Genomic DNA, 15,786 nt, shown 5'->3' with positions numbered 1-15,786 from the left:
TCCTTCGAAACTAAGTGAGCGTACCGGGCCCGGCCCGAGCAGGCCCGGTACGGATGAGTCCTGTGGACAACCTGTCGGAAAAGAATGAACAGATATTCCTAAAAAATGAATATTGGTTCATTTTGACTGAGACTATGTTCATATCCGGCCGGTGTCAAGGGGTCCGGCCCGCTGTTTTCTCCCGCTTCCGGACAACACCCGCTGGCGCACCCAGCCCGCCGGGAGTCTTTTCTACAGAACGTAGAAATGGGTCTAGTGTGGGATGCATCGCCGTTCGCCCCGCTACGAAAGAGACCTCATGCTTTCCGATACATCCCGCCCCGTCATTGAAGCCACGCTGCCCGTGGTCGGGCAGAACATTGGCGAGATTGCCAAGCGCTTCTACGCTCATATGTTTGCGGACCGCCCTGAGCTGATGGACGGGCTGTTCAACCGCGGCAACCAGGCCGACGGCCGGCAGCAGCAGGCCCTTGCCGGTTCCGTGGCGGCGTTTGCGAGCCACCTGGTCAATACGCCCAACGAGCTGCCGGACCGCATGCTCTCGCGCATTGCCCACAAGCACGTCTCCCTTGGTTTGGCCCCGGACCAGTACCAGACAGTCCACGACCACCTGATGTGGGCCATCGTGGATGTCCTCGGCGACGCCGTGACCGCGGAGGTCGCTGCAGCCTGGGATGAGGTGTACTGGCTGATGGCCAATGTGCTGATCAACTCCGAACGGACCATGTATGACGCCCTGGGCCTGGGCCCGGATACGGTCTGGCGGAACTGGCGCGTGGCGCAGAAAATCTCGGAAACCGAGGACGTAGTGACCTTTGTGGTGGAACCGCTCGATGACGGGCCGGTTGCTCCGTCGCTGCCGGGCCACTACATCACGGTGAAGGTCCTGCTCCCGGACGGTGTCCACCAGCCGCGCCAGTACAGCCTCACCCGCGCCGACGACGGCCGGCACCGCCAGTTCTCAGTCAAGCGCGTCCACGGCGGAGCCACCCCGGACGGCGAGGTTTCAAACCTGCTGCACACAGCAGTGCAGGTGGGCGACGAGCTCGTGCTTTCATCGCCGGCCGGCGACGTGGTGCTGGCCCAAAACGACCGCCCGGTGGTGTTCGCCAGCGCCGGCATCGGCATCACCCCGATGGCCGGCATGCTCTCGCACCTGGTCCAGTCGGGCTCTTCCCGGCCGGTGCGTCTGCTGCACGCCGACCGCTCAGCCGACACCTTCGCCCTGCGCGCACAGGTCCGCGACGACCTCGCCAAGCTGGCTGACGCTTCCATGCTGACCTGGTTTTCCGCGCCCGGTGTGCCCACGCAGTCAGTAGACGGGGATCTGGTGGGACGCATGGACGTCAGCACCATCGATCTGCCGGCGGACGCCCAGTATTACCTGTGCGGGCCGCTGGTCTTTATGCAGTCCGTCCGCAGCGCACTCATTGCCCGCGGAGTTCCCTCCCGCGACATCCAGTACGAGGTCTTCGGCCCCGACCTCTGGCTCGCCGACTTCCAGTAAATCCGGGCGTCAGCCCTGGCACAGGCAGAACGGGTGTCCGGCCGGATCCAAAAAGACCCGGAAGCTTGTGCCGCGCTGGTGCGGATGTTTGGTGGCACCAAGCTGCAGCACTGCTGACTCGGCCTCATCCAGGTCATCAACATCCACGTCGATGTGCATCTGCTGCGGAATGTCCTGGTCCGGCCAGACCGGAGGCGAGTAATTTTCCACCTGCTGAAAACTGAAGCGCTGGCCGGTGGCATCGGTGATCTCGGCCCAGCCGGCGTAGTCCTGATGCAGGCTCACCTTCCAGTCAAGGAGGGCGCCGTAGAAGGTGGCAAGGGCGACGGCGTCGGGGCAGTCGATGACGGTGTTGGGATAGCGAGCGATAGCCATGGCAGGAACCATAGGGCGGCGGGTGAAGTCTGGCAAGATGGAGCCATGAAGAATTCCCGCGCCGACACCGCTGCCGAAGAAGGATTTTTTCCCTGGCCCCGTGAGATACCGGCCGAGTGGATCCTCCGCCTGCATCCATTGATCCTCATGGTGTCCGCGCTGGTGCTCTACCACCAGTTTGCTCCCCTGCCTGCCGGCCCCCTGGGGTTCGTCAGCGAGTTCTTTGTGCTGAGCACTGCGTTTTCCATGCTCTCGGCCCGGAGCCGGAAGAGGACGCAGAAGGCCTCCGGCCCGGCGGACAGCGGCCCGGCAGGCGTGGCCTAGAAAAGCGGATACCAGACAAGCGCAAAACAAAAACAAGCCGGACCCCGAGGGGTCCGGCTTGTTTTTTTGCGAAGTGCGGTTAGACCGCGTCCGCCAGATCGTTTCGCGGGCCCAAACGGGCCAGGTACCCGGCAAAGTCGCGGAGTTCTTCCGCCGACCAGGAGTTCAGCACATCGCGGTCCAGCATGACTCCGGTTTGCACCGCCGCCACACGTTCATCAGCGGCAGCTGTCAGAACCAGCAGACGTGCACGCCCGTCCCGGGGATCGGGCAGCACCTCAATGAGGCCCAGTTCTTCCAGCTGGCGTGATTGCCGGCTGATGACGCTCTTGTCCACCATCAGGTGTTCCGCCACCGCTCCGGAGTGCAGCGAACCCGTCCGTTTGAGCAGCTGCAGCACCTTCAGTCCGAACAGGGACAGAGCCGGGTCGATGCCTTTGGCAGCGTCGCGCATGCTGGCGCGCACGCTTTCAGCCAGCAGACGGATATTCTCTTCCACCTCCCGCAGGGCTGCGGCCCGGCTCGTATCCTGCGGTGTCACTTGGAGCTGGTTTCCTCTTGGGCAATCCCGACCGGAGAGATCGGATCCACCAGGGCCACGGCCCCGGTGGCTGCCTCAGCCAGGGCAAGCTGCGCGGGGGAAACATCGGCACGGTGCCGGGGCCCCTTCCGGGGAGCAGCGTCTGCCTCAGGCGCAGCGGCAGCGGTTGCCGCAGCGGGGATTTGGCTTGCCGCGGATGTTTCCGCGGAGGCCTTCGTGGCCGCAGCACTCTTCAGCTGCACGGCGTTCTGCTGCCCCAGCTTGGCGTTGGGAAGGAAGATCACGGCAATGAGGGTGATGACGGCCAGCGGCACGCTGTACAGGAAGACGGAACCGACGCCCACGCCGTAGGCGCTCTCCACCAGGACGGCAATGGCGTCCGGCAGCTGCGAGACCTTGGGGATGGTTCCGCTGCCCAGGGCGGCGGCAGCCGCAGCCTGATCGGCCGGAGCCAGCGCGGTGATGCCGTCCTTGATCTGCGAGGAAACGATCGTACCCAGCACGGAGCCGAGCACGGAGACGCCGACGGTACCGCCGAGGCTGCGGAAGAAGGTGACGGCGCTGGTGGCGACGCCAAGGTTCTTCACCTCAATCGAGTTCTGGACCACGAGGACCAGGTTCTGCATGAGCATGCCGAGGCCGGCGCCGAGAACGGCCATGTAGATGCCCACCAGGACCAGGTTGGTGTCATACGCCAGGGTGCTCAGCAGCAGGGTTCCGGCAACGGTCAGGACGCCGCCGGAAATCATGATGGCCTTCCACTTGCCGGTGCGGCTGATGATCGTACCGAACAAAGTGGAGGCAATCAGCAGACCGGCCATCATGGGGATGGTCAGCAGACCGGACTGGGTGGGCGTGGCGCCGCGGGCAAGCTGCATGTACTGGGCCAGGAACACGGAGGTTCCGAACATGGACACGCCCACGGAGATGCTGGCCACCACGGCGAGCGTGAACGTGCGGTTCTTGAACATGGAGAGCGGAATGATCGGTTCCGGGGACTTGAACTCCACCAGGACGGCGGCGGCCAGAAGTACGGCGGAACCGGCGACCATCAGGAAGGAAGCCAGGGACATCCAGCCGAACTGGTTGCCTGCCAGTGTTACCCAGATCATCAGCAGCGAAACGCCGCCGGCGATCAGGACAGCACCCAAGTAGTCAATGTGGACCTTGCGCTTGGCGTGCTTGGGCAGGTGCAGGGTGAGCTGCAGCAGGATAATCGCGGCAACGGCCACGGGCAGGGCGATGAAGAAGTTCCAGCGCCAGCCGAAGGCATCGGTGACGACGCCGCCCAGAAGCGGTCCGCCGACAGTTCCCACGGCCATGACGGCACCGAAGAGACCGGCGTACTTGCCCCGGTCACGCGGGCTGATAATGTCCGCCATGATGATTTGGCTCAGGGCGGCCAGGCCGCCGGCACCCAGGCCCTGGAGCACGCGGAAGGTGATCAGCGTGTTGGTGTCCTGCGAGAAACCGGCCAGTGCCGAACCCAGCACAAAGATTCCGAGCGCGAGCTGGATGAGCAGCTTGCGGTTGAAGAGGTCTGCAAACTTGCCCCACAGCGGAGTGGAAACGGTGGTTGCCAGAAGCGTTCCCGTGACCACCCAGGTGTAGGCGGACTGGTTGCCGTCCAGATCGGAGATGATCAGCGGCAGCGAAGTGGAAACCACTGTGCCGGCAAGGATCGAAACAAACATGCCAAGCAGCAGGCCGGACAGGGATTCCAGCACCTGCTTGTGCGTCATGCTGCCGTCCGGCGAGGCGGTCCGTTGAGGCGCCTTGGCTTTGGAATCCTTTTTGGACGTTGCGATTGGGGGACGTTCTTCGGGGGACATCGGGCTCCTGCTGGTAGTTGATTAATATCAACTATATAAGTGATTGCCCTTAGTCAACTAATTTTGTGGTGAGGGACACTTGGCGGTCCGGAATCTGCCGCGCCCAGCGCTTCATCCAGCACGGTTCCAAAGTTCTCGGCGCGGTGGGCAAAGCGTCCCAGGAACAGTCCGTCCACGCCCGCCAGCTGCGGCAACAGCCCCGGCTTTGCCGACCCGCCGTAGATGAGCGAAGCGTGCTCGACGCCGGCTCCGGCCAAACGCTGCCGGAGCAGTGCCGCCACAGCGGAAACATGCTGTGCCGCGGCGGGTTCGGCTGCGCCGATGGCCCACACCGGTTCGTAGGCAATGAGGACCCTGGAGGCCAGGGCCCAGTTGTTCCCCACGGCGGAGGAAATCTGCCCAAAGAGGTCCTGTGCGGCTTCGCCTGCATCACTTTGGCGCTCCTCCCCCACGCACAGCAGCGGAACGACGCCGGCGCCGTCGGCCGCCCGAACCTTGCGGGCAATCATGGCGGCGTCTTCGCCAAAGTGCTTCCGCCGTTCGGCGTGCCCGATTTCGACAAACCGGACGTTCAGCTCAGCCAGCATTCCCGGTGACACTTCTCCGGTCCAGGCCCCGTCCGACCAGCCGCAGTTCTGCGCGCCGAGCACAGCCGGTGAACCGGCCAGGATCTCGGCGGCAGCGGGGAGCACGGGGAAGGAAGGAATGACGAAAGGGACCACCCGCCCGGCGCACAGTGCCGGGCGGGCGTCTATTTCTTCGCGCACTTCCTTCAGCCACCGCAGGCTCTCCCTGTAGCCCAGATACATCTTGGTGCTGACGCCCACATATTGAACCTTGCCGGCGGCACCACCGGCATCCGCAGCGGCAGCCAAGGGCATGCCCTTACTTCCGGGGGAGCAGGTCATCGGCCTTGGTATGGAATTTCTTGGTGGCAAACATCATGACTGCACCGAGGAACGGCAGGACGCCGAGTGCGTAGACACCCATCGTGCCCGTGTCCGAGGCCGCCCATTCGTTGACCGAGGTGCGCAGGATCGGAGCCACGAAGCCGCCGAGGTTTCCCAGCGAGTTGATGAGGCCGATTCCGGCGGCCGCGGCGGTTCCCGTCAGGAAGGCCGTGGGGTAGGACCAGGCGATGGGGCCGATGGCCAGGAAGCTGCAGACCGCAAGCGTGATGAACAGAATGCCCAGCACCGGCTGCTGGTTTGCACCCGCCCAGGCCGAGCCGAAGATGCACAACCCGGTGGAGAGGAACAACCCGGTGCCCCAGACACGGCGGCGGACAATCGTGTTGGCCGCACGGCCGATCAGGAAGCACGCGAAGATGCCGAAGAACCACGGAATGGCGGTCAGCAGGCCCACGGCAAGGCCAACCTTTTGTCCCGTCAGCTGGGCCACCTGTTGGGGGAGGTAGAAAGTGACGCCGTAGACGGCAATCTGGAGGCAAAAATAAATGACCGTGAAGTACCAGACGCGGCCGTTCTTCATGGCAGCGACGACGCCGCGGGGTCCGGCTTCTTCTTTGACGGTGTCCTCAAGCGCCATGACGTCCAGGAGAGCCTTCTTCTCTTCGCTCTCAAGGAACTTGGCATCCTGCGGGCTGTTGATCAGGAACATGAACGCCGCGATGCCGGCCAGGATGGCGAGCGAGCCTTCCACGAAGAACATGACCTGCCAGCCCTCGACGCCGGGCATCCGGTCGCCGATGTTAAGCAGCCAGCCGGAGAGCGGTGCACCCAGCATCTGCGAGAAAGGCTGGGCCAGGTAGAAGATGGCGAACATTTTGACGCGGACCTTGTTCGGGAACCATGCCGCAAGGAACATGATGACGCCGGGGAAAAGTCCGGCCTCCGTCACACCGAGCAGGAACCGGAGCACAATGAACGAGGTTTCCCCCTGCACAAAGGCAAAGGAGGCCGAGACGATCCCCCAGGTGATGGCGATGCGCGCCAGCCACACCTTTGCGCCGAACTTGGTCAGCAGCAAGTTGCTGGGAATCTCGAACAGGGCGTAGCCGATAAAGAAGATCCCCGCGCCCAGGGCGTAGGCGCCGGCCGTGATGCCGCGGTCCACTTCAAGGGCCGCCTCAGCGAAGCCCACGTTGGTCCGGTCCAGGAAAGCCACGACGTACAGGATGACGAGCATCGGCATGAGCCGGAAGGAGGACTTTCGGATCGCGGATTTGAGCACGGGCGAATCCAAGAGCTTTTGTGTTGAGGTGCTGGCGGCAGACAAGTGAACTCCTCATTGAGTAGGACAGCCGGGCAAACTGCTGCATGCGGGTGATGCGGTGAGTGAGTGAGTAAGTAAGTGGGGTGCGTGGGGTGCGTGGTGCGAAGTGCAGGCGTCTTAGCGCGGGTAAGCCATGAGCAGGATCCCCAGCAGACAGGCGACGACGCCTACGGCCAGGTAGATCTTCCGAGCCCGGGTCCAGGAGCGGATCCCGGTTCCGCCCGGTGTTGGGTGCTGGGGCATGGGCGTCCTTCCTAATGCATGTAGAGTCCGCCGTCCACATTCAGCGTTTGGCCGGAGATGTAACCGGCATCCTCGCTGATGAGGAAGGCGATGGCTGCGGCGATGTCGCGCGGAGAACCGATGCGGTTCACCACGAGGTCCCGGGTGAGTTCTTCCTTGCGTTCCGCACTGAGCGTTCCGCCCATGATGTCCGTATCGATGGGTCCCGGGGAGATGGCGTTGACGGTGATGTTGAATCCGCCCAGCTCACGGGCCGTGGCCCGGGTCAGACCGATCACTCCGGCCTTCGCCACCGAGTAAGGCGTTTTGGAGAAGGTTCCTCCCCCGCGCTGGGCGGAGACCGAGGAAATGTTCACAATGCGCCCCACGCCGTCCCGGGCCATGGACTCGGCGGTGCGCCGGGTGGCGTAATGGACTCCGTTCAGATTGATGCCCAGCACGCGGTCCCATTCGGCGGTATCCAGTTCAAGATAGGGAACGGGTGAGCTGACACCGGCAACATTGGCCAGCGCCACAATCTGCGGAAGGGCAGCTTCCAGCTCATCAATGGCGGCACGGACGGAGGTCTCGTCCGAAACATCCGCACCCGCGCCCGCGGCCTGGACCCCGTAGGAGGCTGCAATGTCCTTGGCCGCTGCCCGGCACCGTGCATCATCCAGGTCAATAATGCCGACATTCCAGCCCTGCGCGGCCAGATAGTTGATGGTCGCGCGTCCAATGCCCCGCTCGGAGACGGCACCGGTAACAATGGCAGTTCGTTCCAGGGGAAACGCGGTCACGGGATTCTCCTCTAGCTGATGGGTGCGGGACCCAGGTCGTCGAGCAGTTTCTGCATGGCCACGTATGCCTTGTTGCGGTAGGCAATCAGCTCGGGTGTCCGTTCCGCCGGCACGTTCAGGAATCCTGCACCGGTCTTGGTTCCCAGCTTTCCTGCCTCCACAAGATCGCTGAGGATTTTGGGGGTGGCGAAGCGCTCGGGGAATTCCTTTTGGAGCGATTTGTAACAGAAGTTGTACACATCCAGCCCGGCCATGTCAGCTATGGCAAAGGGCCCAAAGAAGGGCAGCCGGAACCCGAACGTGGTGCGCACAAGGGTGTCGACGTCGTCGGGCGAGGCAATGCCCTGTTCCACCAGCTGCGCGGCTTCATGGAACAATGCGTACTGGAGCCTGTTCAGCACAAATCCGGTGACATCCTTGACCACGGCGGTCTGCTTGTTGGCGGCGTGGACCAGGTTCCGGACTGTTGCCACGGTGGCGGCGGAGGTGCCGGCGTGCGGAATGATCTCGACGCCGGGAATGAACGGTGACGGGTTGGAGAAGTGCACTCCGAGGAAGCGTTCGGGATTGATCACCGGCTCAGAGAGCTCCGCAATGGAAATGGTTGACGTGTTCGAGCCGATGATGGCGTCCGGGCGTGCAGCTGCGCTGATGCGGGCAAGGGTCTCATGCTTTATCGAGAGAACTTCCGGCACGGCCTCCTCGATGAAATCGGCAGCTGCCACAGCGTCCTCGATGGTGCTGGCCGCCCAGAGATTCTGTTTCAGGATTTCAGTGGCACCGTCCGGAAAAAGACCGTCCGCCACAAACTGGTCCGATTCCGCCAGCAGCCGCTCGTAGCTGGCCTGTGCAACTGCCGCGGAGACATCCGCCAGGGCCACGCGGGCCCCGCCAAGGGCCAGGACCTGGGCGATGCCGCCTCCCATGTAGCCGGAACCGACCACTGCGATTTCCAGGGCGGCCGACGGCGGACGGGTTGCCGACGCTTCGGCGTCGCGGTTTTCGAAGGTGTTCACGGCTGTGCTGCTTTCGTTGGTTCGGATTCGTAAGAGCTGATCGCGTCGACCTTGGCGGCCGAGGAGGAACTTTCGTCAAAGCTGTACTGCAGCCACTCCCCCACGAGCTTTTTGGCCAGTTCCTGTCCAATGACCCGCTGCCCCAGGGTCAGCACCTGGGCATTGTTGCTCAGAACGGAACGCTCCACGGAGTAGCTGTCATGGGCGGTGACGGCACGGATGCCGGGGACCTTGTTGGCTGATATGGCCATGCCCAGGCCCGTGCCGCAGATCAGCAGCGCCCGGTCCGCCTCTCCGGCGGCAACCATGCGTGCGGCTTCCACGGCCACGTGCGGGTATGCCGTGGAACCGCTGTCCTGCACCCCGATATCCAGTACCGAGACCACATTGGCGTTTGATTCAAGCAGCGACTTCAGGGCTTCCTTGTACTCAAAGCCGGCAGAGTCGTTGCCGATGACGATGCGCCACTTTGCCGTGTCGCTCATGAGTCAGCTCCTTTTCCGGCTGTTGCAGCCGGTTCGCGGTTAGCCGTTCCGGAATCCCGGATCGACGCAATGCAGTTGGCGAGCGCCTCGGTGATGAGGGCGAAGGACACGGCGCCGGGATCCGGATGACCGATGCTTTTTTCGGCCAACGGGCGGGCCCGTCCTTTGAGGGGGCGGAGCTCTGCTGTCTTCGCTGCGGCCCGGGAAGCGGCAGCCGCGGCCGAGACCAGGGCCGCGTCCAGGGTGCTTCCGTCCGCCAGCCCGCTCCGGAGGGCATCCTGAAACGGCAGCATGGCGTCCACCATGGTCTTGTCGCCGGGATCTGCTTGACCCAGGGTGGTGACGGCGTCGGTGAAGGCGTCCGCGGCTGCAATCGCATCCTCCCTGCCATAGGAGTTCCGGTTGCCCAGGGCCACGCCCGCGGCGTTCAGGCCGGCGCCCCACAGTGCCCCCGAGGTTCCTCCGCCGCGTTCGCTCCAGGCCTCGCCCGCGGCCAAGAGGGCGTGCTCCACCGAGCTGCCTTCCGCGGCCTTCTGTTCGGCGGCAGTAACTGCCGCCTCGACGCCGCGCCGCATGCCGATGCCGTGGTCGCCGTCGCCCGCCACCGCGTCGAGGCTGCCCAGTTCCTCCTCATGGTCCGCGACGGCGTCCCGGATCCGCGCCAGCACGGCGGCAGCGCCGCGGCTCAGTTCCGCGGCCGCGGTAGTTCCCGCCTCTTGTATCTCCTCCGCCTGCACCGCATCCCCGGCGACGTCGGTGCGCCGCGCGTGGGCGTTGATGTTTCCTTTGCGGAATGCAGGAGTGTTCGCTGGGGACGCCCAAAGCTGTTCCAGTTCATCGTCAAGCCACAGCAGGGTCAGGGACAGCCCGGACATGTCCAGGCTGGTGACGAGTTCTCCGCATTCAGGCTCCACCACGGTGAGCCCGGCAGCGGTCAGCAGGCGTTCCATCTTTCCGAACAGCAGGAAGAGCTCCTCATACTTGACCGTGCCCAGGCCGTTGAGGATGGCCACCACCCGGTCGGCACCCTCGGCGGGCCGGTCTGCCAGAAGACGGCTGACCAAAAGCTCTGCCAGTTCGGATGCCGTGGGCATGGCGTGCTCGGAAATCCCGGGCTCCCCGTGAATGCCCAGGCCCAGCGACATCTGCCCGGCGGGAACGTGGAACAGGGGGTCAGCGGCGCCGGGCAGGGTGCAGCCGTCAAAAGCCACGCCCAGGGACCGGGTCCGGTGGTTGGCTTTGACGGCCAGGCGTTCCACCTCGGCCAGGCTCATGCCTGCTTCGGCCGCGGCTCCGGCAATTTTAAACACCGCCAGATCGCCGGCGATGCCCCGGCGCTGGGCAAGCTGGTCCTCCGAGGCGCTGGCGATGTCGTCCGTCACGGTGACGGTCCGCGTCTCGATGCCTTCGGCATTCAGACGCTGCTGGGCTTGGTCAAAGTGCAGCACGTCGCCGGCGTAGTTGCCGTAGCTGAACAGGACCCCGCCGCCGGCGCTTGCAGCTTTGGCCACGCGGTACACCTGTCCGGCGGAGGGGGAAGCAAACATGTTGCCGCAGGCCGAACCGGTTGCCAGCCCGGGCCCCACCAGCCCGGCAAAGGCGGGGTAATGGCCTGAGCCGCCGCCTATGACCACGGCAACCTGCCCGTCCGGCACTTCGGTGGCCCGGACAACGCCGCCGTCCACCCGGGCAACGTAGTTGCGGTGGGCGGCGACAAAACCGTCCAGGGCCTCTTCAGCGAAATCCGCTGGATTGTCAAAAAGTTTGGTCATGGCTCCTCATCGAGTCTGAGCGGGATTGGGCGGGAGGGGCGGGCGGCTCAGGCGGGCAGGGCCGGCTGCTGCCGCCCCTGGGCCACGCGGCTGCGGCCAAGGGCATAGCCCTCCGTCTTCGGCAGGACCTGGCGCCGCAGGTAGTCCTGGTTGGACGCTGTCACTGACAGGCCGTCTCCGCCGTAGTGTTCGGTGCAGATGATGCCCTGGTACCCCGCGGCGAGGGCCATCTTGAATGCCTCGCGGTAGTTAATGAGTCCGCTTTCCATTGGTGCGGGCATGGCGACGAAGCTGTTCCGGGTAACATCCTCATCACGGATGTAGTTCTTTACGTGCCAGTAGTTGGCGTACGGCAGGGTTTGAGCCAGTACGTACTTCCAGTCCTCGACGGGCCGGTGGAGGCGGATGAGGTTTCCGACGTCCGGGTTGAGCCCGACGTTGGCGAGGCCGATTTCCTCAACCAGGCGGACGGAGGAATCCGCCGTTCCGAGATAGGTGTCCTCGTACATTTCAAGTGACATGAGGATGCCTGCCTCCGCAGCGTGCCTGCCCAACTCGCGGAGCCGCGAGACGGCGCTGTCCCATGCTTCCTGATCATTGGAGGGGTCCTTGTGGCCTTCCACCGTCCAGAACCACAGCTGGTCCTGCTGCTTGGGGGTCAGGGCCTGGTGAAGGCCGAAGGAAACCACCTCGCAGCCCAGTTCCGCGGCGGCATCAAGGGTCCGGTGGCTGTAGCTGAGGTTGGACTGCCAGTTGGCCTCATCCAGCACGCTGCGGCGGATGGCCGAAATAACGGGCATGCCGATCCCGACGTCGTCGGCCGTCTGTTTGAATTCGGCAAGCCGGCTTGAGCTGAGATCCCCCGGCCGGACCCAGCTGTCCGTCAGGTCCGCGTTCGCGAAACCGGCGTCTTTCACCTCGCTCAGGACGTCCGCCCAAGTGGAAGCGTCGGCGTCGTTGATGTCCCTTCCCTCGGCATCGGTGCCCGGAAATTGAAGCAATGCTGCCGTAATCGGCCAGTTCTCGGCGGTGTAGACCACGCTGTCCCCCTGTACGGAATCATGTTTCCTATATGATTCGCCGGGGAGAGATTGTTGTCAAGATCACATGGAAACTGTTTTCGGAAGGCCTGCAGTGAATTTTGGCGGGGTAATTCTGAGCCGGGGAGGTCCTATAGGATTTTTCCATGACACGCCTCACCTCCAGAGCTCCTGAAGCATCGGCTGAGCAACCCGTCAGCCGCCAGGTCCTGGCCGATCACGTCTACGAGGCCCTCGTGGAACGCCTCATGGACGGCAGGCTCCAGCCCGGTGCAGCGGTGAGCATTGACGGGACCGCAAGGGACATGGAGGTTTCGCCGACTCCGGTGCGTGAGGCCCTCGCCCGGCTGGAACACACCGGCATGGTCCGCCGGGTTGCGCTGAAGGGATACCGGGTAGCTCCTGCTTTCACGCCGGACGACTTTGCACAGCTCATGGAGGCCCGGCTGGTGATTGAGCCGGCAAACGCACGCCTCGCGTGCAACCGTCTGACGCCGGAAACCCTCGCCGAGATTGAACGGTCCATTGAAGACCTGAAAAGTGCCCCGCGCGGCCCGTCATTCACTGAATTCCGCGACTATCTGGATGCCGATCAGCGGTTGCACCAACTCATTGCGGGCCAGGCGGGCAACCAGTTTCTATTTGCCGCCTACAACGCTTTGGGCGGGCAGCTGCAGCGGTTTCAGCTTTTCTCCGGAGTCGGGATCACTGACGCCGACTTCGCAATTGCTGAACACCAGGCGATCCTTGATGCCCTGCGCGCCGGCGATCCGGATGGGGCCGCAGAAGCGATGGCGGAACATATTCGCGAGGTTAAAGCACGGACCCTTGCCGACGCGGCCGCGGCCGACGGAATCCACTGATCCCGGGCTCCGCAGCGCCGGAGGTCTCGGCACAGGCGGTCGCGGGACGGTAAAATAAAAACCGTGCCAGGCTCGCGGATGCAGGCGGTTCCACCCCTCGGTTCTGTCGGTGCCCGTGCTTTCAGGACCATTCACCGCCGCTACCGGTGAACCGATGAAACAACCGTCCCGGAAAGCAGTGAACATCCGGGGCGTTGAGCCGGCCTTCTGCTTCTGCCGGAGGTTTCAATTGCCATTTTCCAAGGGTCAGATCCTAGTCCATCCCCATCACGGCCCGGCCGTGGTGAGCTCCTTCCAAACCCATCCCCGCCTGCACAAGGACTGCATTGTCCTTGAGATACAGTCCTCTCATCTGCTGGTCTGGGTTCCGCTGGACCAAGTGAAACATGTTGGCCTCCGGCCTGTTCTGGACCAGGCCGGACTCGATGCCCTGTTCTCCGTGCTCCGGGCGCCGGCGGACGAAGAGGACACGCAGTGGTCCCGGCGGTTCAAGGACAATACCGAACGGCTGGGCACCGGGGACCCCATGGTGCTGGCCGCCGTCGTCCGCAACCTGATGCTGCGCAGCAACTCCCACGGACTCTCACAGGCCGAAAGGGAAATGCTCCGGCATGCCCGCCGGCCGCTGTTGACCGAAGTTTCGCTGGCGCTGGGAATTTCAGAACTCGAGGCGTCCGGCATGATCGACTCCGTGTGGAACGCTGTCTCCGAACCGGAAGCATCCTGAGAATTCCGGTTCGGTGTGCCGGCGGCGTATCCACAGCATGGCCGGGTGCCGTCCCGCCCCGGCGCCACGATTGCCGACAGGCGCAGTCGTGGTGTCCAACCCGGCATCCGGATACTGACGGATGACGTGGCCGGCTGCACCTGCGCGAATATCACCGCGGACTTCTCCGCCGCCTGGTTGCGGTTTCCTAAAGTGAGCAAGATCACACTTCATAATGAACCGGAGCAGAACCCCTGCTGGTTTACTTGAAACATCAACTAAACCTATTCAGGAGGTCTGCTCATATGAGCGACAGCATTCTGCAATCATCAGCTCTGGAGCCGGCGGCCCTTGGCCAGCTCTTCGCCGAGGCCCGCACGGTCGCCGAATTCAGCGACGAGTCCGTGACGGACAGCCAGCTGCAGGCCATTTATGACCTCACCAAAATGGGTCCCACGGCCATGAATATCCAGCCGCTGCGGATTACCTGGGTTCGCTCCCCCGAGGCCCGTGAGCGCCTGGTGAAGCACATGGCCCCGGGCAACCAGGCCAAGACCGCTGCAGCTCCGCTGGTCGCCGTCCTGAGCTTTGACCGCACGTGGCATGAGCACTTCCCCACGGTTTTCCCCCCGGCCGCCGAGCGGGCCGCCGATTTTGCCGCCAACCCGGAGCTGAGTGCGGTGATGGGCAACAACAATGCCCATCTGCAGGCCGGCTACTTCCTCTTGGCAGTACGGGCAGTCGGCCTCGCCGCCGGCCCCATGGGCGGCTTTGACGCAGCCGGGCTCGACGCCGATCTGCACCAGGGCCAGGACCGGCAGTCTTTCCTGGTCGTGAACATCGGTGTTCCGGCCGGAGAGCCGCGCCATCCGCGCCTGCCCCGTCTGGACTACGCGACGGCGACCACCGAGCTCTAGCCGCCCGGTTCCGCGTTACTGGCCCGGCGACGCACCAGGGATAACGACGCCGCTGCCCCCGCCGGGCCAGCAGGAGAAACCGGCGGGCAGCTGGTATCCCTTCTCGACTGATTCCGCGAGCGTGTCCAGGCAGCGCGAAACCAGGACATTCGGGTTGTCACTCACGGATGTCGACAGCGTGTTGTTGGCCGCCGCCTGTGCCTCGGCGGTGGCCTTGCGCTGTTCGGCGATCCGGGTCTCCCCGATCGCGGCAACGTAATCGTCCAGCTTCTTTTGCGTGGTCTCCGAAAGCTGCATGTAGGAGATGGTGATCGACTGGATTTCTGCCATCGGTTCGGCGCCGAGCCGGGTCTTCATATCCTCCTCAACAACCTTGGAAACGGCGTCGTAGTCGGGAGAGAAGGACAGCTCGGCGGATGAGGCCTCATTGTCGGCACTGTTGAACTGGGCAACGGGGTTGTAGTCGCTGAGTGCTTTCTGCAGGGACGCCTTCAGCTGTGTGCTGATCACCGCATCCCGGAATGAAAGGGTGGGGTCGTCCGATTTGAAATCCTTGTAAACCCGGTCGGCCTCGGACTCGACGATGTTCCAGCGGTTGGTGATGGACACGCATGCCTGTGAACCGTCCCCGATGCGCACGGCGACGCATTCTTCACCGCGGTAGTCGTCCGTCTGGATGGTGCCGTCAATTTCTACGACCTTTTGCCACGGCGCCTTTGTGTGCAGTCCCGGAGAGAGCGTCTTCTCAGACACCTTGCCGAAAGCCACCAGCACGCCGGCATTCTTTGCGCTCACCGTGGTGAAGAGGCCGGAAGCAAGAATCCCCAGCGAAATGAGAATGGTGACGATGCCAATGCTGATGGGGATTGTCGGGTTGGCTTTGGGAGAAGGCTTCGAAACAGAAGCTGACTTTTCCTTTTCCGGATCCCCGGATGACGCCTCATGGTCAGTCCCCGCCGCTTCTGCAGGTTTGTTCCGGCCTGCAGACGGCACCGGAGTCCGCCGCATCGCCAGGCCTGACATCAAAATCACCAGGCCGGCAACAAACAGGATTACGGAAATAATGGCAATGGCCAAGGGAGACCGACTTTCAGGGCACGGAAATTGTCATAGGCGACCCTACGGGGTGAAAGATGCATCTCAAAACCCGG

The 15,786-nt window shown here is 63.7% G+C and carries 17 protein-coding genes; 5 read left to right on the top strand and 12 right to left on the bottom strand.

The annotated features are described in order from the left end of the window. Nucleotides 1-298 precede the first annotated feature (298 nt). A complete protein-coding gene (locus tag AC4D2W_RS01690; protein ID WP_490925181.1) occupies nucleotides 299-1,507 on the top strand; it encodes a globin domain-containing protein in 1,209 nt (402 codons plus the stop codon). Between the two features lie 9 nt (nucleotides 1,508-1,516). Here the strand turns inward: AC4D2W_RS01690 and AC4D2W_RS01685 are convergent, their stop codons facing one another. Then, on the bottom strand, nucleotides 1,517-1,882 hold the full coding sequence (locus AC4D2W_RS01685) for a VOC family protein (RefSeq protein WP_490925180.1): 366 nt from the start codon (nucleotides 1,880-1,882) through the stop codon (nucleotides 1,517-1,519). A 45-nt stretch (nucleotides 1,883-1,927) separates the two neighbouring features. Here AC4D2W_RS01685 and AC4D2W_RS01680 point away from each other — a divergent pair, with 45 nt between their 5' ends. Continuing rightward, nucleotides 1,928-2,206, top strand: coding sequence for a hypothetical protein (locus AC4D2W_RS01680; RefSeq protein WP_490925179.1), 279 nt, complete (start codon nucleotides 1,928-1,930; stop codon nucleotides 2,204-2,206). Between the two features lie 79 nt (nucleotides 2,207-2,285). On the opposite strand, the gene AC4D2W_RS01675 is transcribed toward AC4D2W_RS01680, so the two are convergent. The 10 genes from AC4D2W_RS01675 to AC4D2W_RS01630 form a co-directional block, all read right to left on the bottom strand. After that, nucleotides 2,286-2,747, bottom strand: coding sequence for a MarR family winged helix-turn-helix transcriptional regulator (locus tag AC4D2W_RS01675; RefSeq protein ID WP_490925178.1), 462 nt, complete (start codon nucleotides 2,745-2,747; stop codon nucleotides 2,286-2,288). Then, nucleotides 2,744-4,489 carry an MDR family MFS transporter gene (locus AC4D2W_RS01670; RefSeq protein ID WP_490925177.1) on the bottom strand — a complete coding sequence of 582 codons (1,746 nt, stop codon included), beginning with the start codon at nucleotides 4,487-4,489 and terminating at the stop codon, nucleotides 2,744-2,746. The genes AC4D2W_RS01675 and AC4D2W_RS01670 overlap by 4 nt, the downstream gene beginning before the upstream one ends. A 143-nt stretch (nucleotides 4,490-4,632) precedes the next feature. After that, on the bottom strand, nucleotides 4,633-5,460 hold the full coding sequence (locus AC4D2W_RS01665; protein WP_490925176.1) for a triose-phosphate isomerase family protein: 828 nt from the start codon (nucleotides 5,458-5,460) through the stop codon (nucleotides 4,633-4,635). Between the two features lie 4 nt (nucleotides 5,461-5,464). Further along, nucleotides 5,465-6,817, bottom strand: coding sequence for an MFS transporter (locus AC4D2W_RS01660; RefSeq protein WP_490925175.1), 1,353 nt, complete (start codon nucleotides 6,815-6,817; stop codon nucleotides 5,465-5,467). Between the two features lie 114 nt (nucleotides 6,818-6,931). Next, nucleotides 6,932-7,057 carry a hypothetical protein gene (locus AC4D2W_RS01655; protein WP_490925174.1) on the bottom strand — a complete coding sequence of 42 codons (126 nt, stop codon included), beginning with the start codon at nucleotides 7,055-7,057 and terminating at the stop codon, nucleotides 6,932-6,934. An 11-nt stretch (nucleotides 7,058-7,068) separates the two neighbouring features. Beyond that, a complete protein-coding gene (locus AC4D2W_RS01650) occupies nucleotides 7,069-7,836 on the bottom strand; it encodes an SDR family NAD(P)-dependent oxidoreductase (protein ID WP_490925173.1) in 768 nt (255 codons plus the stop codon). 11 nt (nucleotides 7,837-7,847) lie between these two features. After that, nucleotides 7,848-8,792, bottom strand: coding sequence for a 3-hydroxyacyl-CoA dehydrogenase family protein (locus AC4D2W_RS01645; protein ID WP_490925994.1), 945 nt, complete (start codon nucleotides 8,790-8,792; stop codon nucleotides 7,848-7,850). A gap of 56 nt (nucleotides 8,793-8,848) precedes the next feature. Beyond that, the gene (locus AC4D2W_RS01640; protein WP_490925172.1) at nucleotides 8,849-9,337 is read right to left on the bottom strand and encodes a ribose-5-phosphate isomerase; all 489 of its coding nucleotides are present in this window, start codon (nucleotides 9,335-9,337) and stop codon (nucleotides 8,849-8,851) included. Next, nucleotides 9,334-11,109 (bottom strand): dihydroxyacetone kinase family protein, encoded by a 1,776-nt coding sequence (locus AC4D2W_RS01635; RefSeq protein WP_490925171.1) that lies wholly within the window; start codon nucleotides 11,107-11,109, stop codon nucleotides 9,334-9,336. Before AC4D2W_RS01635 ends, AC4D2W_RS01640 begins: the two co-directional genes overlap by 4 nt. Nucleotides 11,110-11,156: 47 nt before the next feature. Then, entirely contained in the window at nucleotides 11,157-12,149 is a 993-nt protein-coding gene (locus AC4D2W_RS01630) for a sugar phosphate isomerase/epimerase family protein (RefSeq protein ID WP_490925170.1), read from the bottom strand. Between the two features lie 146 nt (nucleotides 12,150-12,295). Between AC4D2W_RS01630 and AC4D2W_RS01625 the strand changes: the two genes are divergently transcribed. The 3 genes from AC4D2W_RS01625 (at nucleotide 12,296) to AC4D2W_RS01615 (ending at nucleotide 14,635) form a co-directional block, all read left to right on the top strand. Continuing rightward, entirely contained in the window at nucleotides 12,296-13,012 is a 717-nt protein-coding gene (locus AC4D2W_RS01625; protein WP_490925169.1) for a GntR family transcriptional regulator, read from the top strand. Between the two features lie 154 nt (nucleotides 13,013-13,166). After that, a complete protein-coding gene (locus tag AC4D2W_RS01620; RefSeq protein WP_490925168.1) occupies nucleotides 13,167-13,739 on the top strand; it encodes a CarD family transcriptional regulator in 573 nt (190 codons plus the stop codon). Nucleotides 13,740-14,023: 284 nt separating this feature from the next. After that, the gene (locus AC4D2W_RS01615; RefSeq protein ID WP_490925167.1) at nucleotides 14,024-14,635 is read left to right on the top strand and encodes a malonic semialdehyde reductase; all 612 of its coding nucleotides are present in this window, start codon (nucleotides 14,024-14,026) and stop codon (nucleotides 14,633-14,635) included. A 15-nt stretch (nucleotides 14,636-14,650) separates the two neighbouring features. On the opposite strand, the gene AC4D2W_RS01610 is transcribed toward AC4D2W_RS01615, so the two are convergent. Continuing rightward, nucleotides 14,651-15,712, bottom strand: a complete 1,062-nt coding sequence (locus AC4D2W_RS01610) for an SPFH domain-containing protein (RefSeq protein ID WP_490925166.1) — start codon at nucleotides 15,710-15,712, stop codon at nucleotides 14,651-14,653. Nucleotides 15,713-15,786: the final 74 nt, after the last annotated feature.

Source organism: Arthrobacter sp. TJ-58 (assembly GCF_058269295.1).
This window is presented reverse-complemented; position numbering and strand designations above follow the sequence as displayed.